The sequence below is a fragment of the Mesorhizobium sp. M1066 genome (assembly GCF_040318635.1).
In the GTDB taxonomy this organism is placed as follows: Bacteria; Pseudomonadota; Alphaproteobacteria; order Rhizobiales; family Rhizobiaceae; genus Mesorhizobium.
In genome coordinates this window covers 72,649-96,859 of the sequence record NZ_JAMYMR010000013.1, presented here as the reverse complement: position 1 = coordinate 96,859, position 24,211 = coordinate 72,649, and the positions used below count along the sequence as shown (strand labels likewise).

The window sequence follows — 24,211 nt, the reverse complement described above, 5'->3', positions numbered from 1 at the left end:
TTTTGGGCGACATGCATTAGCTATCTGCTCGGCTTGCCGAAAATCATCCGCAGGAACTCGTCCAGCCAGCGCTTGAGATGCATGTCCCAGATCAGCCGGCCGCCGAGATGATCGCGGCCGGGCTGGGCACCGGGCAGTTCGAAGCGATGCGCGCCGCGCACCACCCAGCGCTGCATCATCACCCTGGTCAGTTCGCCATGGAACTGGATGCCCCAGGCATTGTCGCCGTAACGGAAGGCCTGGTTGGGATAGGTTTCGGCCGTCGCCAGCAGCGTGGCGTCCCTGGGCAGCGAAAAACCCTCGCGGTGGAACTGGTAGACCATCTCCGGCCAGTGCATCAGTTGCTTGCCGGCTTCGGTCGCCTTCAGGGGATACCAGCCGACCTCGACCAGCCCTTCGCCGTGTCCTTCGACCTTGCCGCCGAGACAGTTGACCAGCATCTGTGCGCCGAGACAGATGCCGAGACATGGCCGGTTCTCCCTCAGCGGTATTTCCAGCCAGCTGGTCTCGCGGCGAACGAACTCGTCCTCGTCATTGGCGCTCATCGGGCCGCCGAACACCACCGTGCCGGCGTGGCCGTCCAGTGTTTCGGGCAAAGCGTCGCCAAGCGGCGGCCGGCGAATATCGAGGTCGAACCCTTCTTCCAGCAACATGTGGCCGACACGCCCCGGGCTCGAACTCTCCTGATGCAGCACGATCAGGATCTTTGGCTTCGAACTCGTTTGGCGCGGCATGGAAGGCGAAGATCCTATTCGTCGCTCGATGTTCCGGTGGCGCCCGGCGCGTGCGCCGCTGCCTTGCGGCGCGCCTCGACGCGATCATGGCGTTCGACGCCGATCAGCTCGGCGACGCGCCAGACGGTGTTGTCCTCGAGCTCGTGCAACTCGCCGTCGGCATAGACGATTTCCCACATCAGGCCGATGAAGGCCTTGCGCGCATCGGCATCGAGATGGCGCTTCAGGACACTGGTGAAGGCATAGAGATCGATCGCCTCATTGTCGGCCCGCTCGCCGGCGGCGGCAAGCGCCTCGAGTTCGGCGCCGCTGATCGAATAGCTCTCCGCCAGCACCGCCTTGAACCGCTCCCACTCGACATCCTGGCGCACGCCATCGGCGTTCATCACATGGTAGAGCAGCGCCGAGGCAGCGATGCGCGGATCGTCCGTGCTGGCATGCGTGCCGGCACCGGCCGGCAAATCCCTGAGAAACGACAGAACGCGTTCAAACATAAGTCCATTCCCCAACGGCTCGATGGCCGGCCCAACTCAAAACAACCGAAACCGGCGCGGCGATTTTTCCGCTTCCTCGTCCGGATCGACGCCGGGATCGTCCGGCAACCGCGCAAGCTCCTCGGCCGGCTCGACGCCCTCGGCATCGCTCGGCACCGCTGCGAAGGCCGCCGCGGTGATCGGCCTGACATGATCCTCGTGGCGCTCGGCATCCTTGCTCGACGACATGTCAGGGCCGGCATCATCGATCACCTCGATCGGCCTTTTTTCGCTCGTCGGCTTTGCCAATGCTTCGATGACCGGCGCCGCACCGGCTGGCATGTCATCATGGCTGTCGATCAACTGGCCGAGACGCTCCATCGGCGCACGCCACTCGAAGGCGTCGAGCCGGCCGGTGATCGGCGACACTGGCGCCCAGCGTTCCGATACCACGCCGTCTGCGACCCAGGCCGGATCGCGCGGCGCCCGCACCGCCCTGGACAGCAGCTGCCGCACTTTGCCCTGATCCCCGGTCTCGGCCTCCTCGATGTCGGCGAGCAGCAGATAGGCGCCCTCGCGGCGGTCCATCCGGATCGCCGCCTCGGCCTCGCGGCGGGCGGTCGAGAAATCCTGTGCGTCGAGCGCGGCGCGCGCCACCGTCATCGACGATTCGGCGTGGTTCTTCTTCATTTCCTGCAGCTTCTTCGCCCGGTTGAGGCGGTCGAGCACGGCGTCGCCCGGCCTTGCATGGGTATAGAGCTCGGCGACCTCCGGATGCGGCTCGGCCTTCCAGGCCGCCTCGAGTATCTTCGAGCCCTTGCGCACATCGTTCTGCTTGAACAATGCGGCCGCGGCGGCAACGGCGGCGGGCGCGAAATCGGGCCTAAGCTTGTTGGCCTCGATCGCCGCCGTCCTGGCAGCGGCGGGATCGCTCTCGGCAAGCGCCTGCGCCTTGGCGGTCAGCAGTACGGCGCGGCGGCGGTTGGCGGCATCGCGTTCGATCTGCCGTGTCGATTTCTGCGCGTCGACCAGTTTCAGGGCGCCGTCCCAGTCGCCGCGCGCGGTCAGCTCTTCCAGCGTCGATTCCGCCGCCCAGGCCAGCTGCGGCGCCATCACCGCGGCGCGGCCGGCATAATGCCTGGCGGCGTTGCGGTCGCCGAGCCGTTCGGCTTCCAGATAAAGCCCGCGCAAACCCAGCAGCCGCATCTCGGGATCGTCGAGCATGCTTTCGAACTTCTGCCGCGCGCCTTCATGATCGCCTTCGAGCAGCGACGCCTGCGCTTCCAGCAGGTGGATCAGCGGCTCCTGGTCGGAACGGATCAGCTTGGCGGCTTCCTTGGTCTTCTTGCGGGCCAGCGCGCCATCGCCGGCGCCGGCGGCGATCATGCCGGTCGACAGCGCCTGGTAGCCACGGTCGCGGCGGCGGACGCGGAAATAGCGTGAGATGGTGTAGGGGCTGTTCCACAGCGACTTGAGCAGCCACCACAGGATCATCACCGCGGCGACCACGGCAACGACGGCCACCGCCGCCACCATCAGGCTGACCTGGTATTGATAGCCGTTGAAAGTGACGACCATGTCGCCCGGCCGGTCGGCCAGCCAGGCAAAGCCCAGCCCGAGCGCGAAAACGACGATGAGGAAGGCGAGCAGGCGGATCATTGTGTTGCCCTCATGCCTTCATCGCGCCCGAGATCAGCGCATCGACCTGGGTTTCGACCTCGATGCGTGCCTTCAGCTTGCCGGCAAAGTCCGCGCCAGCGGCCTTGGCGGCCTCGGGCAGCGTTTCATACTCGCTGAGTGCCTTGGCGTAGTCGCCCTGGTTGACCGCCGCCTCCATGCGCGCGACGGTTTCCGGTGCGCCGGCGCCTTCGACGGCACCGATCGGCCTGACCTTGACCAGCGATTCGGCGCTCGACAGAAGGCTCTGAACAAAGCCGGCATTCTCATCGACGGGCGTGGCGGCTGTGACCATGGCATTGGCGGCGGCATCAGCCTGCGATGCGATCTCGGCGCGGGTCGGAACGCCCTTTTCGGCATAGGGGCGCAGTGCCGCAAGCTGCGGCGCATCGGGCGAAATCGCGGCGAGGGTTTCGAGTTCGGCCGAAAACGGCCCGCCACGCTCAAGCGCCGCCTTCAAGGCCGACGCCGCGATGGCAAGCGCGATCTTCGGCTGTCCCGCCGCAGCTTCGACCTTGCCGGACAGCTGCGACACAGACTGCTCCAGCGCCGTCAGCCGGCCCTCCTGCGCCGTCGCCGCCTCGCCGGCCGACTTCACCAGCGCGTCGAGGCCTGCCAGTTTCTCGTTGAGCGGACCGAGATCGACCGGCGCCGAGCTGCCGGCCTTGCCGAGGGCGGCGACCGCCGTCTCGATCTGCGCGACCTTGTCGCCCAGTGCGGCGACCCCGGCTGCGTCGCCTGCTCCACCTTTCTCGACAGCCGATTTCAGCGCCGCCACATCGGCCTTGACCTGTTCCAGGCCCGAGGACAGGCCGACCATCTTCGCCGCTCCATCGCCGTTGCCGCCGGCGTCCTTCAAACCGGCGATTTCGGTCTTCAGCGAGGCGATGTCACCGTTGACACTATCGAGCGAGACGCCGGCACCGGAACCCGGCGCGCCAAGCAGGCCGGCAAATTGCAGCCCGCCGGCGCCGACCAGCGCGATGACGCCGCCGATGATGCCGGCGGCGACGCCGTTGAGGCCGCCGCGCTTTTCAGGGGGTGGCGCCATTTTCTCGTCCCGTGTCTCGGATTTTGCCTTGTTGCCGTCGGTCTGCGTGCGCTTCGCCGATGCGTCCTCGAAACTGTAGTCATAGGCTTTGGTCTTGCCGGCCGGCGCATCGGACGATCCGGGACCGTCGGACGATCCGGGATAAGGGATCTCGGCCTCGCTAGTGGGCTTTGTCGCCGCTGCCGGCGGCTGCTCCGGTTCGGCCCGGGCGTCGGTATGCTCCCAGGGCTCGAGATCGGTCTGGTCGGCGTGTACCGGCTCTTCGGGAACCGCGGGCTGCGAAGCGTTCGCGGCTTCCTCAGCCTTCGCCTCGTCTGTCCGGGCCTCCTGCCCGGCGGCGTCCTCGTCGGCGATGCGTGAGACGGCGCCCGGCTCGAGATCGATGGTCACCGGCTCGCGGCGGCTTTTCGAGTGTCGCATCTTCGGCGTCTTGACCATGCCTGGGCTCCGCACAATTCGCTTCGTCTCAACGCCTGGCGGCGCATGATGGTTCAGAAAGGGTCTAGCACATCACCAAGCGGTGAAAAGGGGCGGTGTGATGACGCGGCTCAGCGCGGCGCCTGCAAAAGCGCCAGCAGTGCGTCCTCGTCAGGCTGTGCGGCGATGCGGATCCTTTCGCTGGCGACATCGTCGAAGGCTGCGGCGATGCGAGTGGAAAGCGCAAAAACCCATATTTTTTCGAAGAGACCGCGCAGAGCGGGCCGCCTTGCCAAGGTCTGCATCGCCGCCGCCGCCTTGGCTGAATAGAGCAATACCGCGTCGGCAGGTTGCCCTGACAGGCGTTCGAGGATGACTTCGTCCGGATAGCCCACCGTCAGAGTGTCATAGGTCTCGACGGCGTGGACCCGAACGCCCGCCGTCCCGAGCCTCTGTTCGAACGCCGGAAAACGCACGCGCCCGCAGAGATAGACGATCGTCTTTCCAGAAAAATCGGCGGCGAGCCTGTCGGCCAGCGCCTCCGCATCGCCCGGGCCTTCACTGACCGACAAAAAACCCGCTCGACGCGCCGCTTGCGCCGTCCTTTTGCCGACCGCATGGCAAGGCAAGGCGGCGAGCGTCGCGATGATTTCTTCCGGCGCATGGCGCACGGCATTGGCGCTGGTGACGGCCACCGCGACGGCATCGTCCGGGATCGGTCCGGCGGCGGCGGGCAACGCCTTTGTTTCGGTCAGGGGCAAAAGAACCGGCTGAAAGCCCGTCTCCTCAAGCCGATGCGCAGTGCGCGAAGCACCCGGTTCCGGCCTGGTCACCAGGACGCGAAGCATTTCAGAGCCAGCCGTCGAAGAACTTTTCGCCGGCCTTGGCACGCACGCTCCGGGCTGCTTCACCGCCGATGCTGGCGGCGTCTTGCGCCGGTCCCTGCAGCTCGACCGTGTGCGACTGCATGCCGTCGGGCGAGATGATCAGCCCGGCAAAAGACAGTTTTCCGGCCTCGATCGCCGCATAGCCGGCGATCGGCGTGCGGCAGGAGCCATCCAGCGCCGCCAGGAAGGCACGCTCGCAGGCCAGCGCCTGGCCGGTCGGCACATCATGGACGACTGCCAGCATCTTTTCGACATCGCGGTCGCCGATACGGGTTTCGATGCCGATCGCGCCTTGCCCCGGCGCCGGCGGGAAGACATCGAGCGGTATCAGGTCGGTGACGACATGCTCGAGCCCAAGCCGCTTCAGCCCGGCATAGGCCAGGATCGTGCCCGCGGCCACGCCTTCTTCGAGCTTGCGCAGCCGCGTTTGCACATTGCCGCGGAACATCACCACGTCGAGATCCGGCCGCATCCGGCGGATCAGCGCTTGCCGCCGCAGCGACGACGACCCGACTTTCGCCCCGCGCGGCAGTTCGGCGATCGTCTTCGCCGCCTTGCCGACAAAGGCGTCGCGTGCGTCCTCGCGCGGCAAGAAGGCCGAGAGTTCCAGACCGTCGGGCAGTTGCGTCGGCATGTCCTTCGACGAATGCACGGCGATATCGATCCGGCCCGCCAGCAGCGCCTCCTCGATCTCCTTGGTGAACAGGCCCTTGCCGCCGGCTTCCGACAGTGGCCGGTCCTGGATGCGGTCGCCGCTGGTCGAGATGACCACCACCTCGAATGCCTCCGCCGGCATGCCATGCGCGGCCATCAGCCGCGCCTGTGCTTCATGCGCCTGCGCCAGCGCCAGCGGGCTGCCGCGTGTTCCGATTCTCAAGATTGTTTGCATGGCGCGCAGTCCGTGATAACCCCCCGGCAAGCGAGGCTTTTCCGGGGTTCTCCTAACGGGGAAAGCCCCATGATACAATCTTTAGGGACAGCGACGAATTGATCCGCGTGCTGGGCATAGAGACGAGTTGTGACGAGACCGCCGCCAGCGTGGTGGCCATCGACGGCGACGCCGCGCCAAAAATCCTGTCCAACATCGTGCTCAGCCAGATCGAGGAACATGCCGCGTTCGGCGGCGTCGTGCCGGAAATCGCCGCACGTGCCCATGTCGAGGCGCTGGACGGCATCATCGAGGCGGCGCTTGCCGATTCGGGCACAGGGCTCGCCGATATCGACGCGATTGCCGCCACCGCCGGCCCCGGCCTGGTCGGCGGGCTGATCGTCGGGCTGATGACCGCCAAGGCAATCGCCGCGGCGGCGAACAAGCCGCTGATCGCCATCAACCACCTCGAAGGCCATGCGCTGACCGCAAGGCTGACCGACGGGCTCGACTTTCCCTATCTCTTGCTGCTGGTCTCCGGCGGCCATACGCAAATCGTCGCCGTGCGGGGCGTCGGCGACTACCAGCGTTGGGCAACGACCATCGACGACGCGCTCGGCGAAGCCTTCGACAAGACGGCCAAGATGCTCGGCCTGCCCTATCCCGGCGGGCCGAATGTCGAAAAGGCGGCACAGGCCGGCAATACCTCGCGCTTTGCCTTTCCGCGTCCGATGAAGGGCTCGGCCCAGCCCGACTTCTCCTTCTCCGGCCTCAAGACCGCCGTGCGCCAGGCGGCGAGCGCCATTGCGCCGCTGAGCGACAAGGACGTCGCCGACATCTGCGCTTCCTTCCAGGCAGCGGTCGCCGATGCTCTGGCCGACCGCGTTTCTCGCGCGCTGGCGCGCTTTCGGCAGACATTTCCCGGCGCCAAAAGCCCGGCACTGGTCGTGGCCGGAGGCGTCGCCGCCAACCGCACGATCAAGATCATGCTGGAGCGGCTCTGTGCCGAGACCGGCTTCACCTTCATCGCACCGCCGCTGAAGCTTTGCACCGACAATGCGGCGATGATCGCCTGGGCCGGCATCGAGCGGCTGCGCGAAGGCATGGCGCAGGAGAACGGCTTCGATTTCGTGCCGCGCTCGCGCTGGCCGCTGGATAGCATCTCGGCGCCGATGGTCGGCTCCGGCCGGCGCGGAGCCAAGGCATGAACGAGCTGGCAAGCGGCAACGACACCGCGCCAACCGGCTGGCGCGTTGCCGTGCTCGGCGGCGGGGCCTGGGGCACTGCCTTGGCCTTGGCCATGCTGCGCGCCGGCCATTTCGTCCGCCTTTACGCGCGCGACCCGGAGACCGTCGCCGCGATCGACCGTGGCGAAAATCCACGCTATCTGCCGGGCATTGCGCTCCAGCCCGGCATCGTGGCGACGAGCAACATCCAGGCCGCGCTCGACGGTGCCGACTGCGTGCTGGCGGTGACGCCGGCCCAGTCGCTGCGGACTACGCTGGCGGCAGCGAAGGACCATATGCCGGCCGGTATCCCGCTGGTTCTGTGTGCCAAGGGCATCGAAAGCGAGACCGGCGCCTTGCTGTCGGCGATCGTCGAAGAAATCCTGCCGCTCAATCCGGTTGCCGCTCTGTCGGGCCCGAGCTTCGCCACCGACGTCGCCCGCGGCCTGCCGACGGCCGTTGTGGTCGCCGCCCGCGACGAGGCATTGGCCGCCGATCTCGCCGCCCGCTTTTCCGCCGAAAACCTGCGCTGCTATTCGAACGACGACCTGATCGGCGTCGAGATCGGCGGCGCCTTGAAGAACGTCTTCGCCATTGCCGCGGGTGCTGTCACTGGCGCGGGTCTCGGAGCCAGCGCCCAGGCCGCCATGGTGACGCGCGGCTTTGTCGAATTGCGCCGCATCGGCGCTGCCTTCGGCGCCAGGCCCGAAACGCTGATGGGGCTTTCCGGCCTTGGCGACCTGCTGCTGACCTGCTCGTCCACCCAGTCGCGCAATTTCGCCTATGGCCTGGCGCTCGGCCAAGGCAAGCCGCTTGCCGGATTGCCGCTGGCCGAAGGCGTGCCGACGGCGGCGATCGCTGCCCGCATCGCCACCGAGCGCAACATCGACGCGCCGATCATTGCCGCCGTCGCCGCCATACTGAACGGTGCCATCACCGTCCGGCAGGCTGTGACGGCCTTGATGACCCGGCCGCTGAAGACCGAAACCAACGATTGATCCCCCAACCTTGAACCCGAGATCAGGAGAGAGAACCATGCTGTTTGCTGTGATTTGCAAGGACAAGCCCGGAAGCCTGCAGGTGCGCCTCGACACGCGGCCCGAGCATATTGCCTTTCTCGAAGGGTTGAACGGCGACAAGAAGCTGGCATTCGCCGGTCCGTTTCTTGACACCGAAGGCAAGCCCAATGGCAGCCTCGTGGTCGTCGAAGCGTCCGACCTGGCAGGGGCGCAGGCTCTTTCGGCCGCCGACCCCTACGCCAAGGCCGGGCTGTTCGAAAGCGTCGAAATCCGCCCGTGGAACTGGACGTTCAACAAGCCGGCGGCTAGTTAATCCCGGTCGCCGCGCGACTCCTAGGAGGAGAAAGACATGAACTACTGGCTGTTCAAATCCGAGCCATTCAAGTTCTCCTTCGAGATGCTGAAGGCCAAGGGCAAGGCCGGTACGCAATGGGACGGCGTGCGCAACTACGCCGCGCGCAACAACATGAAGGCCATGCAGATCGGCGATCTCGGCTTCTTCTACCATTCCAACGAAGGGCTGAACGTCGTCGGCATCGCTGAAGTCTGCGCGCTTGCCCATCCCGACACCACCTCGGACGATCCGCGCTGGGAATGCGTCGACATCCGCGCCGTAAGGGATGTGCCAAACCCGCCGACGCTGGAACAGGTCAAGGCCAATCCGAAGCTTGCCGACATGGCGCTGGTGCGGCTCGGCCGGCTTTCCGTGCAGCCGGTGACGCCGGCCGAATGGAAGGAAGTCTGCCGCATGGGCGGCTTGACGCCGGCTCCGTGACGGCGCTGACGCCCAACAGCGCGAGGCAATTCATTCTCGACAACACGGCGCTGATGGCGCCGCCGCACGTGCCGGAGATCCTGCTTCATCTTGCCGACGAAGCGCATGATTTGTGGCAGCGGACCGAGGATGAGCTGGTCGAGATCGGCCTGCCACCGCCTTTCTGGGCCTTTGCCTGGGCCGGCGGCCAGGGCCTTGCCCGCTATATCCTGGACAATCCCGGCACGGTGCGGGGCAAGCGCGTGCTCGACTTCGCTTCCGGCTCCGGCCTTGTCGCCATCGCTGCCGCCAAGGCAGGTGCCGCCAAGGTGATCGCAACCGACATCGATCCGTTCTGTGCCACCGCGATCCGGCTCAACAGCGAGATCAACGGTGTCGGGACCGAATTCCTCGGCACGGATTGCATCGGCACCGATGCAGGTTGGGACGTGGTCCTGGCCGGTGATGTTTTCTACGACAAATCTTTCGCGGACCGGCTGATGCCATGGTTCGCAACGCTGAAGGCGCGCGGCGCCGAGATCCTCATCGGCGATCCCGGACGGTCGTATCTGCCGAAGGCAGGGCTGGAGCCGCTTGCGGTCTATGAGGTGGCCGTCACGCGGGCACTGGAGGATGCGCTCGTCAAGCATACTACTGTCTGGCGGTTTGCTTGACGCCAACGCCGAACAGGCGTTCCATCAAGTTCGCATCTGGAGGGGGAAATCATGGATTTTTCAGCAGTGAACTGGCTGGCGGTGATCGCCGCCGCAATTCTGGCATGGCTGTTCGGCGCCGCCTGGTACATGGGCCTGAGCAAGCCGTGGCTGAAAGCCGCCAAGCTCGATCCGGCGACGATGAAGAAATCGCCGCTGCCCTTCGTCATCAGCTTCATCGCCGAACTGGTCATGGCCACCATATTGGCCCTGGTCGTCGGCGCGATGACCGGCGGCGAGCCGACATTGCTCGCCGGACTTGTCTTCGGCTTCGTGCTCTGGCTTGGGTTCATCGCCACGACGCTGTCGGTCAACCATCGCTACGAGAATTTCGGCTGGGACCTGACCCTCATCGACGGCGGCCACTGGCTCGGCGTGCTGCTGATCATCGGCGCCGTGATCGGCTGGTTCGGCCCGGCGGCAACCTGATCAAGAACGGAGTAGGGCAGTAAGGCAGTAGGGGAATAGGGGGCAAACGGCACCGACTGCTATCCCTACTGCCCTACTGCCCTACTGCCCTACTGCCCTACTGCCCTTTGTCCGTGGTCCGCGTCTTGGCGACTTCCTCGAGCATCCATTCGCGAAAGGCGACGATGCGCGGATCGTCGCCGGTATTTTCGGGATAGACCAGGAAATAGGCGAACTCGGGCGCCACCCGCAGGCCGAGTTCGAAAGGCTGCACCAGCCTGCCCTGGGAAAGGTCGTTCGCCACCATGGCGAAATCGGCGAGCGCCACGGCATTGCCGTCGAGCGCTGCCTGGACGGCATCCGTGGAGTTTCCGAACACGACGGTCCGGCTGTCGTCGAAATCAGTGATGCCGGCCGCCGCCATCCACATCCGCCAGTTCGGCCATGTCACGCCTTGCCGCGACCATTCGATATGCGCAAGCGTGTGATTGAAGAGGTCGCGCGGCTCACGCAGCGGCGGACCGGACGTCAAGAGGCTCGGGCTGCACACCGGAATGAGGATGTTGTCGAACAGCCGGTGGGTGCGAAGACCCGGATATTTGCCGGCGCCAAAACGGATGCCGACATCGATGTCATCGAGTTCGAAATCCCGCACTTCATAGGCAATGTCGAATCGCAATTCGATATCTGGGTGATGCTTGCGAAAATCGTCGACGCGTCGCATCAGCCATTTTGACGCGAACTGCGCGTCGAGCGTTACCTTCAAAAGGGCGGTGCCGCGCGCCAGCTTTTGCGCCCGCGAAACGGCCCGGCCAAGCAGGTCGAGCGCGTCGGCCGAGGCGTCGAACAGCACCGTCCCCGCCTCGGTGAGCCGGATGGTGCGGCTGGTGCGCGTGAACAGCACCAGCCCGAGTTGATCCTCGATTTCCTTGATCTGATGGCTGACGGCGGCCGGTGTCAGGCCGAGCTCGTCGGCGGCGCGGGTGAAATTGAGGTGCCGGGCCGCTGCTTCCAGCGTCCTCAAGGCACGAGTCCCGGGCAGAAGACGAGCCATCCTATCCTCAAATAAAACTTGATGATCCAGAGAAAACTACTCGTTTCTCGCAGGGATTTCAATATGGCATGATCCCATCATCGACACATCATCAAGCCGGATTTGATATCCGGAGACAACGGATCATAACCATGTCCATCATCGTTTTGAATTCATCGACACTCCGCCCGGCCTGGCTGGCCGAAACCCTCGACTGGCTGCGCCACGCCCGGGTCGCGATACGCCTCGCCCGCCGCGACATTGCCTACCAGGACGTCGAGGATCTCTCCGATCGCCAACTGCGCGATATCGGCGGCGAGCGCCGTGACGTCGCTCGCGCAATGGACAGAGAACTTGGCCGGCTGGGCCTGCTAGACATCGGCTGGCAGAAACCTGGTCGTAGGGGAATAAGGGAATAAGGGAATAGGGGAATAGGGGAGTAGGAAAAACTAAGGCTGCGCCGAGCTTGTCCCTACTCCCCTACTCCCCTACTCCCCTACTATCTCACCACCCTCACCACCGTCCGATCCGACAGCAGCGGCAGCAGTCGCGCCATCGTACGAGCCGTGACAGCCACACAGCCTTGCGTCGGCGTGAAGCCGGGGCGCGCCAGATGGAAGAAGATGGCGCTGCCGCGCCCGCGCCGGCGCGGCGACAGGTTCCAGTCGAGCACAAGACAGGCGTCGTAGAGCCGGTCGTCGCGCCGCATGCGTTCGTGGCTGGCGCCATAGGGTATCTTGACGGGCCTGTTGTAGTTGCGATCGTCGGGCACTTCGCACCAGCCCAGATCGGGCCCGATCGGCGTCATCGCCAGACGGGTCCTGCGGCCGCTGGAGAACTGATCTCCCCGGAAATACCCCGACAGTATCCGCATCGCGGCCAGCGGCGTGGCGCCATCGCCTTCGCGCTTGCCGGCCGAGATGCCACCGCGCCCCAACGCACAGGCAAACACCGTTTTCCCGGCCTGCAGCAGGCCCTGGCTTGGATGCCCGGGCCTCGCCCGCACGGTCAGCACACGCAGCCCTTTTCGCAAAATTGCGCCGGCTGCATTGCGATCGTGTTTTTTCTTGTATGATCGTGCCACGGAACAAATCACTGTGAACGGCTGTTGCGCCGGTCAGCTTCCGCATAAACAGGCAGCGGTCAACTGAATTTTCTTTTCAAAACAACGGATTGATCCATGACTTCACGCACCATACTGATCGTCGACGATGACGATGACCTGCGCGGCACACTGGTCGAGCAATTATCCCTTTACGAGGAATTCGACGTGCTTCAGGAATCGACTGCGGCAAAAGGTGTCGCCGCAGCGCGCGGCGGCCTCATCGATCTGCTCATCATGGACGTTGGGCTGCCCGACATGGATGGCCGCGAAGCGGTGAAGATCCTGCGCAAGGGCGGTTACAAGGCGCCCATCATCATGCTGACCGGTCACGACACCGATTCGGATACGATTCTTGGTCTCGAGGCCGGCGCCAACGACTATGTGACGAAGCCGTTCCGCTTCGCCGTGCTGCTGGCGCGCATTCGGGCGCAGCTGCGCCAGCATGAGCAGAGCGAGGACGCCACCTTCTCGGTCGGGCCCTATACTTTCAAGCCCAGCCAGAAACTGCTGCTCGACCCGCGCGGCGGCAAGGTGCGGCTGACGGAGAAGGAAGCCTCGATCATCAAATATCTTTATCGCGCCGACCAGAAGGTGGTGACGCGCGACGTGCTGCTCGAGGAAGTATGGGGCTACAATTCCGGCGTCACCACGCACACGCTGGAAACCCATGTCTACCGGCTCCGCCAGAAGATCGAGCGCGATCCTTCCAATGCGGAAATTCTTGTGACAGAAAGCGGCGGCTACAAGCTGGTTCCTTAAACATTTCATTATCCAACGAGCGGTCGGGCGGGGCCGCTTTCGGGTACGATCCAGTTGGAGGGTGGTTTGGATCGAACTCGCAGAGGAGGAGTCGGACTGTCGGTTCGGGGACATAGCTAGATGGCGCTGGATGACGACATCCGCGTCCTGTCCGCCGTGAGGCTCTTCGAGGGCTTCACGCAGGAACAATTGCGCCTGCTCGCCTTTGGCGCCGAGAACACCAGGCTGATTGCCAACCACAAGCTTTATCGGGAGGACGACGAGGCCGATTCCGCCTATATCGTCGTCAGTGGGCGCATCGTGCTGTACCGGGAGCAAGGTGGTGAACGCATCCCAATTGGCACGGCAGGCCCCGGCACAATCCTGAGCGAACTGGCGTTGATCGCCGACACCAACCGGTTGACCAGCGCCTCGGCCGAGATCGATTCGGAAGTGATGCGGCTCAGCCGCAAGATGTTCCGCCGCATCCTGGAGGAATATCCCGAGATCGCGGTCAAGCTCCACCAGCGCATCTCGGAGGAATTTCAGGCGATGATCCGCCGCATCGAGGAACTGGCGCCGCGCTTCTCTGGCTGAAGGCTGCCCGCCTGCGAAGCTGTTGTGTCGCGGCCAAAGGCGGAAGCGCGGCAGCGCTTTTCAACGACATTGGCCGCGATGAACTGATCGTGGCGCACTGCGGCCGGAGCGGGAATCGCCAAGGTTCGTTCATCCGGACGCCCGGATCCAGGGGCAAGGGTCCGTTGACAGGCATGAGGTGAAATCCTAAAGCACCTCGAAGGCGGCCGGCACAGCAGGCGCCATCACCACCAGGCTCCTGGGGGAGCGAGCCATGCCAGGGCGGTACGAGACGATTATCTTGTATTCCCGCAATGACGCGTTCGGCGACGGATTAATCCGGATTCCGGCTTTGCGCGCCGCCAGAACGGCATTCCCCGATAGTTTCATCGTCTACGGAACCACCCGGTCGTCGTCCCTTGAACATAGCCTCAATCGCCATGCCGGCCATTTGGTCGATGCGATCAATGTGCGGACGCCCCTGGCGCGCCTGATCGCCGGTCACCGCAACGGCAAGGGGCGATTGGCCGTGGTCGATTTCCGCATCTCGGCGCGTTGGCTGCTTCAAGCCTCGGCATCACTGCTCGGCCGCGGCATCGCCTATGAGGCAAACTTTCCGGCTTTCGCCCTTTCCTGGCGCTTGGGCCAAAGGCCTGAAGCACGACCCGGGCACAATGCCTGGCGCTACCACCGCCTCATCGAACGCCTTGCCGGCAAGCGGCTGCCTTTCGATCATCGGCTGGAGCCTGGCCCGGCCGCACGAGCGGCGGCCAGGAGCCTTGCGGACGGCAAGCATGCTCCGTTGATCATTATCGCGGCGCACGGCAGCGCCAGCAAGCGCATGTCGGCGGATCAGGTTGCCGCGATCGCCAACAGCCTGATCACCGGCGGGGCGGACCTTCTCTATGTGAAAACTCCCGGCGATGGTCCCGATATGGCTGAACTGGCTCAGCGCGTACCGAAGCTGCGGCTTGTCGATTCCGCCGCGATCGAGGGTGTCGATATCGGTGACATCTTGCTGGCGCTCGGCGAGTTTGCCGATCTTTACATCGGCGCCGAAGGCGGTACCGCACATCTCATGGCAACCGTGATGACGCCGATGGTTATCCTCAGTGGCGGCGCCAACATGGCCCGTTGGAGGCCGCTTTCGAACTGCGTGGACGTGATCGAATCCCGTCTTGCAAGCCCGACCGGCCTGGTCGCCAATGTGCCTGCGTCGACAATCATCGAAGCGGCGCAACGGATGCTGGCGACGCGCCGCCGCGACCATCCCCATCTGCCGGATCTCGCAGGCCTGTCAGTCCAGCAATTTCGCGATAACGACATGCATGAAGACTTGAAGCGCGCCGTTTGAACTTGAATTCATTTGGCGCGCTTCGAAGCGCGTTGAGATTCAGGTCGGCCATTTGCAGGCCAGCCTCACCTGAACATCGACGCCATGGTACAATGGGTTCGGTGGGACGAAGCGCTGCAACCATGGTGACCACCGGCACAATGCAGGCGGAGTTCTCGGCGGCAGATCTGGCGGCTGTCGTACTTTGGTTCCAGTGGAGTTCCTCTCAGTCCTCAATGAGAATAGCAATGCCAGAGAACAACGCGCTGAACACAAAGCATGGCGGCGAATGGATAATAGCCTGGCGCTTGGTCGTACTGGCGGCGACGGCGATTAATGTTGCGATGCTCTTAGCCGCGCTGTTCATCGCGGAAATTCGTGGCCTGGACGCTTGGATCTTTTATCGAGATCCATCTGCAGCCGCCGAAGTCGGCTTCTATACGGGGTGGATTTCGTCCCTGGGTGCTTCGCTATGGATCGGCACCGGCGCTGCGACCCTGTTTGCTGGCCTGCTCACGCATCGATGGGATTGCACGTTTCTCGGCGGCCTTACCCTGTTCTTGGGCCTCGATGACCTGTTGTTGATCCATGAGGACGTGCTGCCCATTGTAGGGATACCGGAGATCGTTCCGATGATTGTCTACGCCGCCGCCGGGTTGTTCTGGTTCTTTCGGCTGCGACGAAAGACATTCGACGGCACGATCGTCTTTGTGGCCGCAGGCTTCCTGCTCGCGATGTCAGCATCGATTGACCAGCTCGGAGAGCTGTTTCCTACCCCTGGCTCTGCGGCCGCCATCGCCGAAGACGTCGTCAAAGAGCTTGGCATCTTCCTTTGGGCGGCAGGTGCCGTTGGGTACGCGGCGATGGTGACACGATTGGGCCGTCCGTGGGTGGATCCAGCCGACTCCACCTCTACCGACTGACTGCCGCAGGCCCCGCATCTTCGAGCAGGCTAGTCCAAATCGAACCGCGCGATCACAGGCACATGGTCCGACGGGCGCTTCCAGCCGCGCGCCGGACGCAGGATTTCGTAGCCGGAAAAGCTGGGCACCAGGTTTGGCGACGACCAGACGTGGTCGAGACGGCGGCCGCGATTGGACAGCTCCCAATCCTGCGCGCGATAGCTCCACCAGGTGTAGAGCTTCTGCTCATGCGGCACGTTGAGCCGCATCAGGTCGACCCAGTTGCCGGCGCGACGCATCGCCTCGAAATTTTCCGTCTCGACCGGCGTGTGGCTGACCACGTTGAGCAATTGCTTGTGCGACCAGACGTCATGTTCGAGCGGGGCGATATTGAGGTCGCCGACCAGCACCGAGCCGGACACCTCGTCATGTTCTGCCCGGATGGCATTCATCTCGGCGACGAAGTCGAGCTTGTGCTTGAACTTCCTGTTGATGACGGGATCCGGTTCGTCGCCGCCCGCCGGAACGTAGAAATTGTGGAGCAGGATCGCCTTGCCGCCGGCCCGCACCGTGACCGAGAGGTGCCGGCTGTCCTCTATCTCGCAAAAGCGTCGCTTTTCGACCACTTCGATCGGCCGCCGCGCCACCGTCGCGACGCCGTGGTAGCCCTTCTGGCCATGGAAAGCGATGTGCTCATAGCCGAGCTTGCGGAAAGCCTTTTCGGGAAACAGTTCGTCGGGAACCTTGGTTTCCTGCAGGCACAGCACGTCGGGCGCATGCTCGACGAGCAGGCGCTCGACGATCGGCATGCGCAGGCGAACGGAGTTGATGTTCCAGGTGGCGACGGAAAAGGGCATTGGCAATCCAGGACAGCGTGCAGCCGGCCAGAACCGATGGGTTCCGGCGGGGAAGACGCCTTTTGACGGAGTCAGTCCGGGAAATTGCCAGCCGCGGGCCGCAAAGACAAGCCGGGCAACGCCCGACGAGGCGCGGCCCGGTGCTTTCCACAGCTATAACAACTGGGTTAGCGCGCCTTGTTGGTGTTGAGCTCGCGGTTCGCCGTGTAGTCGATGGCGAAAGTATCCGGCGCGAAGCTGACGCCTTCCTTGGTGTTGAAGATCATCACCGTCGTATCCTTGCCCTGCGCGTCGGTGATCGTCCACTGCCGCAAGTCGAAGGTTTTCGGATCGAACATCATGGTGATCTTCGAATTGCCGAACACCGATTTGTCGGCGAGCTGGATGGTGGTGAGGTCATCCTCCTGCTTGACGCTTTTGACGCGGTCGCCGGAGAGGTCGATCCTGGTGTCGAGCAGCAGCTTCAGAGGCGTCTTCGACAACGGATAGAGATCGGACGTGTTGAGCCTCTTGTTCAGGATGACCACCGACTGGCCGTCTGAAATCACCCGGAAGTTTGAAGAGCCGTCATAGTTGAAGCGGATCTTGCCTGGTCGTTCGAGGAAGAACTTGCCGCCGGTCTGCTCGCCCTTGGGGCCGAACTGCACGAATTCGCCGCTCATCGATTTGACCGAGGAAAAGTGGTCGGCGATCTTCTGTGCCGCGGCCGGCACGGCCGCCTGCGCCGAGGCCAGCACCTGGAAGCCGGGCACCGCGTTGAAGGCTGCCGCCCCCGCAAACGCCAGGCCGAGGCCCAGCAACTGACGCCGGGAGGGAGCAAATGTGCTGAGCGCTGAAAGATCGTTTTTCATGTCGGTCACTCTCATCCAATTCCTGAGTTGTTGTGCTTGGACCCCCAGTTAGGCTGAAATTTGGCGGGTCAGGCGTCCCTTGGTCGCTTCAACGCCTTGAAAGGTTCAAGGTTGCCGGACCGGGATGTCACAAGGGTCAGGCTTTCCAGTCAGAACTTGTCCTCTTCGGTCGGCACCAGGATCTCGCGCTTGCCGGCATGGTTGGCCGGGCCGACGATACCTTCCTTCTCCATCTTCTCGATGATCGAAGCGGCGCGGTTGTAGCCGATGCCCAGCCGGCGCTGGATATAGCTGGTCGAGGCCTTGCCGTCGCGCAGCACCACGGAGACCGCCTGGTCGTAAGGATCGTCGGAATCCTCGAAATTGCTGTTGCCGCCACCGCCGCCGGAACCACCCTTGCCCGACGGCTCGTCGTCGTCCTCGCTATCATCCTCGGTGATGGCGTCGAGATATTCCGGCACGCCCTGCAGCTTCAGATGCGCAACGATCTTCTCGACCTCTTCATCGGCGACGAACGGGCCGTGGACGCGCTGGATGCGGCCGCCGCCGGCCATGTAGAGCATATCGCCCATGCCAAGCAGCTGCTCGGCGCCCTGCTCGCCCAGAATGGTGCGGCTGTCGATCTTCGACGTCACCTGGAAGGAGATGCGGGTTGGGAAATTGGCCTTGATGGTGCCTGTGATGACGTCGACCGACGGCCGCTGCGTCGCCATGATGACATGGATGCCGGCGGCGCGCGCCATTTGCGCCAGACGCTGCACGGCACCTTCGATGTCCTTGCCGGCGACCATCATCAGGTCGGCCATCTCGTCGATGATGACGACGATATAGGGCATCGGCTCGAGATCGAGGTTCTCGGTCTCGTAGATCGCCTCGCCGGTCTGACGGTCGAAGCCGGTCTGCACGGTGCGCGAGATTTTCTCGCCCTTCTTGTCCGCCTGGCTGACGCGGGCATTGAAGCCGTCGATATTGCGCACGCCGACCTTAGACATCTTGCGGTAGCGGTCCTCCATCTCGCGCACGGTCCATTTCAGCGCCACCACGGCCTTCTTCGGATCGGTGACGACGGGCGTGAGCAGATGTGGGATGCCGTCATAGACCGAGAGTTCCAGCATTTTCGGATCGATCATGATCAGCCGGCAGTCCTGCGGCGTCAGCCGGTAGAGCAGCGACAGGATCATGGTGTTGATGGCGACCGATTTGCCCGAGCCGGTGGTGCCGGCGACAAGCACGTGCGGCATCTTGGCGATGTCGACGATGACCGCCTCGCCATTGATGGTTTTGCCCAGTGCCAGCGCGAGCTTGGCCTTCGTGGTCTCGAAGTCGCGGCTGGCCAGGATCTCCCTGAGATAGACGGTCTCGCGCTTGGCGTTCGGCAGTTCGATGCCGATGGCGTTGCGGCCTGGCACAACGGCGACGCGGCAGGCGATGGCGCTCATCGAGCGGGCGATGTCGTCGGACAGGCCGATGACCCGCGACGATTTGATGCCGGGCGCCGGTTCGAGCTCATAGAGCGTGACCACCGGACCCGGACGGACGGCGATGATCTCGCCCTTGACGCCGAAATCCTCCAAGACGCCTTCGAGCAGGCGCGCATTCTGTTCCAGCGCGTCCTTGGACAGGCTGGCGTCGCGCACCACGTTCTTTGGCTCGGACAGGAAATGCAGCGACGGCATTTCGAACTTTTCCGAGCCGATCAGCGATGTCTGCGCCTCGCGCTGCACGCGGGCGCCTGGAGCCGGACGCGGCGCCGGCGCCTCGACACGGGTGGCGGCATCGGAGCGGAACGGCTGCACCTTGGCGGCCGGCGCGCCGCGGCGTTGCACGACAGGCTCATCGTCGAAATCGGCATCCTCGCCCGCATTGTCGAAGCGGTCGTCGAAGATATCGGCATCGTCGGGGTCGAGCGAGGCGCTGCGGTCATTGACCATGGCGGCGAAGAATTCCGGCTCGACGCGGGCGCGGCCATCCTGGCTCATCCGCTGCTCGGCGAACTCGGCCGATTCGACCCGTTCGGCGGCGCGCCGCCAGGCGGTGGAGCGCTGCTCCATTTCCGGCTCGTACTCGTCCCGCTCCTGCCTGCGGCGCACGGCGCGGCGGTGCATCCACGCGCGCAGCGACAGCCACCAATGGGTGATGGCGCCAAGCGCCAGGATGCCCTCGTCGCCTTCGTCCTCATCATTGTCGAACAACAGGTCGTCCTCGCGCGGATCGGCAGCGGGCTCGTCCTCCATGACGGCGAAGCCGTTCTTGCGACCGATCAGCGCCGAGCCATGGGCGAAGAGCCACAGCGCGGGCGCCGACAGCAGGATGGCGATGATGCTGGCGATCAGCCCGGTCGGATAGCCGCCGATGACGACGCCGGGGATCTTCAGCACCATGTCGCCGAACACGCCGCCGAGGCCTGTGGGCAGCGGCCAGGTCTTGGGCGGCACGACGCAGCCGACCATCGCCGCGGCCAACAGCGCGAAGCCGAACCAGGACAGCCCGCGCTTGGGCAGCCTGTCGACGCCGCGCGCGGAAAACAGCAGGAATCCCCAGATGACCGTCGGAACCAGGGCGGCGACGGCGGCGAGGCCGAAGAACTGCATGGCGAGGTCGGAGAACACGGCACCCGCATAGCCCATGGCATTGGTGACGGTGTTGTTCGTCGCGTGGGAGAAACTCGGATCGGCGACATTCCAGGTGGCAAGGCTGGCAACGCCAAAGGCGGCCAGCGCGAACAGGCCGACGCCGACCAGCCGCCCGACCTGACGCCGCGCGAACGCCTGGATGCCGTGCCCCGTATCGGCCAGCGCGAGCGGTGCTGAAGCCCCTGAACGCATGCTCTTCCCCGTCTGTCATGGTCTCGCCGGGTGCGTGGCGCACTCCGGCAGATTCGGGCCTCAGACTATCGGTGGGAAGGTTAAGGCCGCATTAACTATAAGAGGTTGAGACGCTCAAACCTCATTACCCCCGGTTGAGCCGTATGAAGCAATGACGGACGAGGGAGCTTCCATCGAACGAAACAATGGCGGGCTGCCGGCCCGCCATTGTCGTCTGGAACAAAGATCGGGCCTCGGCCCGATCGCGGTAAATCAGTTGGCGCCGCCGAGCGCCTGCACATTGGCGCAGAATTCCGCATACGGCTTGCTCATCGCCGCATCCTGGCATTCCTTCTTCATCGCTTCCTGCTTTTCCATCGGCATGGCCATGAAAGCTGTCTTGAAATCCGCCATCGGCTTCATGGTTTTCATGCCGGAATCCGTGAAGAACGGCGCCATGTTGTCGGGCTCATCCAGAGCACCGGCGAACGCCACGCCGCCGATCATGGAAAGAGCGAGCGCTCCCAGACAGATGTTCTTGAGGTTCATGAGATGGTTTCCTTCCCTGTTGTTTGGCACGAGCGTCAGAACGACGATCGTCCCCCCAGTTCGGAACCAGAGCGGTCGTTGTTTCCTCAAAAAACCTGATCACACGAACGTGATTGCGCCAAGACGGGCATTGCCGGAACGGCTTGCCAAAAAAAGAGGCCCGGATGCGATCCGGGCCTCAATGCGTGAACTCCTTTCGGGAGCGTCACGACGGGATTTTTTCAAAGCAATTCCGGGAGAACCGTGCAGCGTTTCCGTTCGGGATTGCGAGGAGATAAGGGGCCGGCGGGAGGAGGGTTCCGCCGGCCCCGAGGCTAAGCTGGCCTTACGGCACCACTTCGCCATGCTGGGAGATGTCGAGGCCTTCGACCTCTTCCTGGGTCGTCGGACGCAGGCCGACCAGCGCCTTGACGATGTAGAGGAGCACGAAGGTGGCAATGCCCGTCCACACGATGGTGACGGCAACGCCGTAGATCTGCTTGCCGAGCGAAGCACCTGCGCCGAGGCTGTTGATCGCCGGGTCGGCGAGCACGCCGGTGAGCAGAGCGCCGATCACACCGCCGACGCCATGCACGCCGAAGGCATCGAGCGAGTCGTCATAGCCGAACATGTGCTTGACCTTGACCGCCGAGAGGTAGCAGACGACGCCCGCCACGATGCCGACGATGAAGGCACCGGTCGGGTTGACGAAGCCGGAAGCGGGCGTCACCGCCACCAGGCCGGCAACCGCACCCGAGATGATGCCGAGCACGGAAGGCTTCTTGGCGACGATCCATTCGGCGAACATCCAGGCCAGTGCCGCCGCGGCGGTGGCAACCTGGGTGTTGAGCATGGCGGCGCCAGCAAGACCGTCGGCTGCCAGTTCCGAACCGGCGTTGAAGCCGAACCAGCCGACCCACAGCAGCGAAGCGCCGATCACCGAATAGACCAGGTTATGCGGCGCCATGTTGGTGGTGCCGTAGCCTTCGCGCTTGCCGAGAACCAGCGCACAGACCAGACCGGCGACACCGGCGTTGATGTGAACGACCGTACCGCCGGCAAAGTCGAGCACGCCCGCCGATCCGAGGAAGCCACCACCCCAGACCCAATGCGCGATCGGCACGTAGACGACCAGCAGCCACAATGCCGTGAAGATCAGCAGCGCCGAGAACTTCATGCGTTCGGCGAAGGCGCCGGCAATGAGCGCCGGCGTGATGATGGCAAACGTCATCTGGAACATCGAGAACACGAATTCAGGAATGTTGGCGACGCCCGGAAGCCATAGCGAGGCCGTGGTGATGCCGTGATGGAAGAACTTGGAGGTGCCGCCGAGATAGGCGTTCATGCCGCCGCCATCGGAGAAGGCCAGCGAATAGCCGAACATGAACCACAGCACCGTCACCAGACAGGTGATGGCGAAGCTCTGCATGACGGTGGCAAGCACGTTCTTCTTGCGCACCATGCCGCCGTAGAACAGCGCCAGGCCCGGAATGGTCATCATCAGCACCAGCGCCGTCGAGGTCAGCATCCAGGCGGTGTTGCCGGTGTCGAGCACCGGGGTCGGGGCAGCAGCTGGCGCTGCAGCGGCCGCGGCCGGTGCCGCTTCCTGCGCGAATGCGGCGACCGTGCCCAATGCTCCGAGCGCGAACGAGCCGAGCAGCGCGGAGCGCGCCGCTGACTTCAAGGTGGAAGGAATATTCATTGAACTCTCCATTGGAATACGTGATCGCCGCTCAGAGCGCGTCGGTGTCTGTTTCGCCGGTGCGGATGCGCACCGCCTGATCGATGCCGAAAACGAAGATCTTGCCGTCGCCGATCTGGCCGGTCTTGGCGGCGGAGGTGATGGCTTCGACAGCCTTGTCCACCATGTCGGAACTGACGGCGACTTCGATCTTGATCTTCGGCAGGAAGCTGACCGCGTATTCCGCCCCGCGATAGATCTCCGTATGCCCTTTCTGACGCCCGTAGCCTTTGACTTCGGTGACGGTCAGGCCTTGGATGCCGACGGCGGTAAGCGCTTCGCGTACCTCGTCGAGCTTGAACGGCTTGATGATTGCCATCACAATTTTCATAAGGTTTCACCCTTCGCTGTTGCGGTCCCCCGCGTTTGCACACCTTCACCGATCCTAAAAAGCCGGAGAGTGCCCACGAGGATTCAAGCTCCGTGCCAAGTGCCGAAGCAGTGTGTTAACCCATTGTAAACAAAGAGATTGAGGAGCGTTCCGACGCAACCTGTTGATAGCTGCGGCGATGCATCTGCTTAAAAATTGGGCATTTTTTGAAAAATGCCTACTCTGCAGGCGATCGCTTCAGCCGGATCAGCCCTTCCTGCGCAACCGAGGCGATCAGCGTGCCGTCGCGGGCAAACAGCGACCCGCGTGTAAAGCCGCGCGACCCCTGTGTCGACGGGCTGTCCTGCGTGTAGAGCATCCAGTCGTCGAGCGCATGACTGCGATGGAACCACATGGCGTGGTCGAGGCTCGCCGCCTGGATATCGCGGTCGAAAATGGCGCGGCCATGCGCGAAGGTCGATGTGTCGAGCAGCGTCATGTCGGAAAGATAGGCGAGCACCGCCGCCTGGATGGCGCGGTCCGCCGGTACCGGACCGGTGGTGCGGATCCAGATGTTCTGCTTTGGCTCCAGTTTTTCGCGGCTGGTGTAATGCTTGAGCATCACCGGCTTCATTTCGATCGGCCGGTCGCGCTCCCAGTAGCGTTTGATGCCATCGGGCACCGCCTCGCCGAATTTGCCCAGCAATTCGCGTTGCGACAGCAATGTGTCCGGCCCCGGAACGTCCTGCGGCATCGGCACCTGGTGCTCCAGGCCGACCTCATCCTGCTGGAACGAAGCTTCGAGCGAAAAGATCGCCTGGCCGTGCTGGACCGCCACCACGCGCCGCGTGGTGAAGGAGCCGCCGTCGCGAATACGGTCGACCTCGTAGACGATCGGCACCTTGGTGTCGCCAGGCCGCATGAAATAGCCGTGCAGCGAATGCACGTACCGATCGGGATCCACTGTCCGCTGCGCCGCCACCAGCGCCTGGGCGATGGTCTGGCCGCCGAACACGCGCTGCCAGTCGAGCAGCGGGCTGCGACCACGATACAGATTGTGTTCCAGCTTCTCGAGGTCGAGAATGCCGAGAAGCTCGTCCATGGCTGCCGTCATATTTCGCGCCCTCGCCGCAGAAGTGTTATGGCGGTTTCCGACAGGACGGACAGGCAGTCAAGGGCGCAAGACCCGGCCGGCGCGCAGGAGCG

At 64.0% G+C, this 24,211-nt stretch carries 26 protein-coding genes; 11 read left to right on the top strand and 15 right to left on the bottom strand.

Going from position 1 to position 24,211, the window contains the following annotated elements; genetic code table 11:
* Window positions 1–20: 20 nt before the first annotated feature.
* From NKH52_RS18450 to hemC, 6 genes are all read right to left on the bottom strand, one after another.
* The gene (locus NKH52_RS18450; protein WP_352735066.1) at window positions 21–734 is read right to left on the bottom strand and encodes a glutamine amidotransferase; all 714 of its coding nucleotides are present in this window, start codon (window positions 732–734) and stop codon (window positions 21–23) included.
* 14 nt (window positions 735–748) lie between these two features.
* Entirely contained in the window at window positions 749–1,228 is a 480-nt protein-coding gene (locus NKH52_RS18445) for a tellurite resistance TerB family protein (RefSeq protein WP_127296572.1), read from the bottom strand.
* A gap of 36 nt (window positions 1,229–1,264) precedes the next feature.
* Window positions 1,265–2,866, bottom strand: coding sequence for a heme biosynthesis protein HemY (locus tag NKH52_RS18440; protein WP_352735064.1), 1,602 nt, complete (start codon window positions 2,864–2,866; stop codon window positions 1,265–1,267).
* Between the two features lie 10 nt (window positions 2,867–2,876).
* Entirely contained in the window at window positions 2,877–4,373 is a 1,497-nt protein-coding gene (locus tag NKH52_RS18435) for a COG4223 family protein (protein ID WP_352735062.1), read from the bottom strand.
* A gap of 110 nt (window positions 4,374–4,483) precedes the next feature.
* Entirely contained in the window at window positions 4,484–5,200 is a 717-nt protein-coding gene (locus NKH52_RS18430; RefSeq protein WP_352735060.1) for a uroporphyrinogen-III synthase, read from the bottom strand.
* A gap of 1 nt (window position 5,201) precedes the next feature.
* Entirely contained in the window at window positions 5,202–6,128 is a 927-nt protein-coding gene (hemC, locus tag NKH52_RS18425) for a hydroxymethylbilane synthase (protein ID WP_352735058.1), read from the bottom strand.
* 101 nt (window positions 6,129–6,229) lie between these two features.
* On the opposite strand from hemC, the gene tsaD reads away from it, so the two are divergent.
* The 6 genes from tsaD to NKH52_RS18395 are packed head-to-tail and all read left to right on the top strand — an operon-like array spanning window position 6,230 to window position 10,248.
* Entirely contained in the window at window positions 6,230–7,315 is a 1,086-nt protein-coding gene (gene tsaD / locus NKH52_RS18420; protein WP_352735137.1) for a tRNA (adenosine(37)-N6)-threonylcarbamoyltransferase complex transferase subunit TsaD, read from the top strand.
* A complete protein-coding gene (locus tag NKH52_RS18415) occupies window positions 7,312–8,331 on the top strand; it encodes an NAD(P)H-dependent glycerol-3-phosphate dehydrogenase (RefSeq protein ID WP_352735056.1) in 1,020 nt (339 codons plus the stop codon). The genes tsaD and NKH52_RS18415 overlap by 4 nt, the downstream gene beginning before the upstream one ends.
* Before the next feature lie 37 nt (window positions 8,332–8,368).
* Window positions 8,369–8,665: a YciI-like protein gene (locus NKH52_RS18410; RefSeq protein ID WP_127808728.1), complete on the top strand. Its 297-nt coding sequence runs from the start codon at window positions 8,369–8,371 to the stop codon at window positions 8,663–8,665.
* Between the two features lie 36 nt (window positions 8,666–8,701).
* The gene (locus tag NKH52_RS18405) at window positions 8,702–9,127 is read left to right on the top strand and encodes an EVE domain-containing protein (RefSeq protein ID WP_023811233.1); all 426 of its coding nucleotides are present in this window, start codon (window positions 8,702–8,704) and stop codon (window positions 9,125–9,127) included.
* A complete protein-coding gene (locus tag NKH52_RS18400) occupies window positions 9,082–9,780 on the top strand; it encodes a class I SAM-dependent methyltransferase (RefSeq protein WP_352735053.1) in 699 nt (232 codons plus the stop codon). Before NKH52_RS18405 ends, NKH52_RS18400 begins: the two co-directional genes overlap by 46 nt.
* 51 nt (window positions 9,781–9,831) lie before the next feature.
* Window positions 9,832–10,248: a DUF1761 domain-containing protein gene (locus NKH52_RS18395; RefSeq protein ID WP_352735051.1), complete on the top strand. Its 417-nt coding sequence runs from the start codon at window positions 9,832–9,834 to the stop codon at window positions 10,246–10,248.
* Window positions 10,249–10,345: 97 nt separating this feature from the next.
* On the opposite strand, the gene gcvA is transcribed toward NKH52_RS18395, so the two are convergent.
* Window positions 10,346–11,281, bottom strand: coding sequence for a transcriptional regulator GcvA (gene gcvA / locus NKH52_RS18390; protein ID WP_352735049.1), 936 nt, complete (start codon window positions 11,279–11,281; stop codon window positions 10,346–10,348).
* 131 nt (window positions 11,282–11,412) lie between these two features.
* Here gcvA and NKH52_RS18385 point away from each other — a divergent pair, with 131 nt between their 5' ends.
* Complete coding sequence (locus tag NKH52_RS18385) at window positions 11,413–11,679, top strand: hypothetical protein (protein ID WP_352555145.1); 267 nt, start codon at window positions 11,413–11,415, stop codon at window positions 11,677–11,679.
* Window positions 11,680–11,759: 80 nt separating this feature from the next.
* Here NKH52_RS18385 and NKH52_RS18380 read toward each other — a convergent pair whose 3' ends face one another.
* Window positions 11,760–12,296 (bottom strand): L,D-transpeptidase family protein, encoded by a 537-nt coding sequence (locus NKH52_RS18380; RefSeq protein WP_196815328.1) that lies wholly within the window; start codon window positions 12,294–12,296, stop codon window positions 11,760–11,762.
* 144 nt (window positions 12,297–12,440) lie between these two features.
* On the opposite strand from NKH52_RS18380, the gene NKH52_RS18375 reads away from it, so the two are divergent.
* The 4 genes from NKH52_RS18375 (at window position 12,441) to NKH52_RS18360 (ending at window position 15,935) form a co-directional block, all read left to right on the top strand.
* Complete coding sequence (locus tag NKH52_RS18375) at window positions 12,441–13,124, top strand: response regulator transcription factor (RefSeq protein WP_013528898.1); 684 nt, start codon at window positions 12,441–12,443, stop codon at window positions 13,122–13,124.
* A 120-nt stretch (window positions 13,125–13,244) separates the two neighbouring features.
* Window positions 13,245–13,700, top strand: coding sequence for a cyclic nucleotide-binding domain-containing protein (locus NKH52_RS18370; RefSeq protein WP_023811239.1), 456 nt, complete (start codon window positions 13,245–13,247; stop codon window positions 13,698–13,700).
* 280 nt (window positions 13,701–13,980) lie between these two features.
* Window positions 13,981–15,033, top strand: a complete 1,053-nt coding sequence (locus NKH52_RS18365; RefSeq protein WP_352967545.1) for a glycosyltransferase family 9 protein — start codon at window positions 13,981–13,983, stop codon at window positions 15,031–15,033.
* A 227-nt stretch (window positions 15,034–15,260) separates the two neighbouring features.
* The gene (locus NKH52_RS18360; RefSeq protein WP_352735045.1) at window positions 15,261–15,935 is read left to right on the top strand and encodes a DUF8692 domain-containing protein; all 675 of its coding nucleotides are present in this window, start codon (window positions 15,261–15,263) and stop codon (window positions 15,933–15,935) included.
* A gap of 29 nt (window positions 15,936–15,964) precedes the next feature.
* On the opposite strand, the gene NKH52_RS18355 is transcribed toward NKH52_RS18360, so the two are convergent.
* The 7 genes from NKH52_RS18355 to tesB all read right to left on the bottom strand — a co-directional run bounded on the left by NKH52_RS18355 (window position 15,965) and on the right by tesB (window position 24,119).
* On the bottom strand, window positions 15,965–16,771 hold the full coding sequence (locus NKH52_RS18355; RefSeq protein ID WP_352735043.1) for an exodeoxyribonuclease III: 807 nt from the start codon (window positions 16,769–16,771) through the stop codon (window positions 15,965–15,967).
* A gap of 167 nt (window positions 16,772–16,938) precedes the next feature.
* Window positions 16,939–17,622 carry an outer-membrane lipoprotein carrier protein LolA gene (locus tag NKH52_RS18350; RefSeq protein ID WP_023811243.1) on the bottom strand — a complete coding sequence of 228 codons (684 nt, stop codon included), beginning with the start codon at window positions 17,620–17,622 and terminating at the stop codon, window positions 16,939–16,941.
* A gap of 149 nt (window positions 17,623–17,771) precedes the next feature.
* Window positions 17,772–20,447, bottom strand: coding sequence for a DNA translocase FtsK (locus NKH52_RS18345; protein ID WP_352735041.1), 2,676 nt, complete (start codon window positions 20,445–20,447; stop codon window positions 17,772–17,774).
* A gap of 252 nt (window positions 20,448–20,699) precedes the next feature.
* Window positions 20,700–20,975, bottom strand: coding sequence for a hypothetical protein (locus NKH52_RS18340; protein WP_023811245.1), 276 nt, complete (start codon window positions 20,973–20,975; stop codon window positions 20,700–20,702).
* A gap of 325 nt (window positions 20,976–21,300) precedes the next feature.
* A complete protein-coding gene (locus NKH52_RS18335) occupies window positions 21,301–22,656 on the bottom strand; it encodes an ammonium transporter (RefSeq protein ID WP_502908058.1) in 1,356 nt (451 codons plus the stop codon).
* 31 nt (window positions 22,657–22,687) lie between these two features.
* Window positions 22,688–23,026 (bottom strand): P-II family nitrogen regulator, encoded by a 339-nt coding sequence (locus NKH52_RS18330; RefSeq protein WP_352735039.1) that lies wholly within the window; start codon window positions 23,024–23,026, stop codon window positions 22,688–22,690.
* Window positions 23,027–23,243: 217 nt separating this feature from the next.
* Complete coding sequence (gene tesB / locus NKH52_RS18325; RefSeq protein ID WP_013528888.1) at window positions 23,244–24,119, bottom strand: acyl-CoA thioesterase II; 876 nt, start codon at window positions 24,117–24,119, stop codon at window positions 23,244–23,246.
* Between the last annotated feature and the right edge of the window lie 92 nt (window positions 24,120–24,211).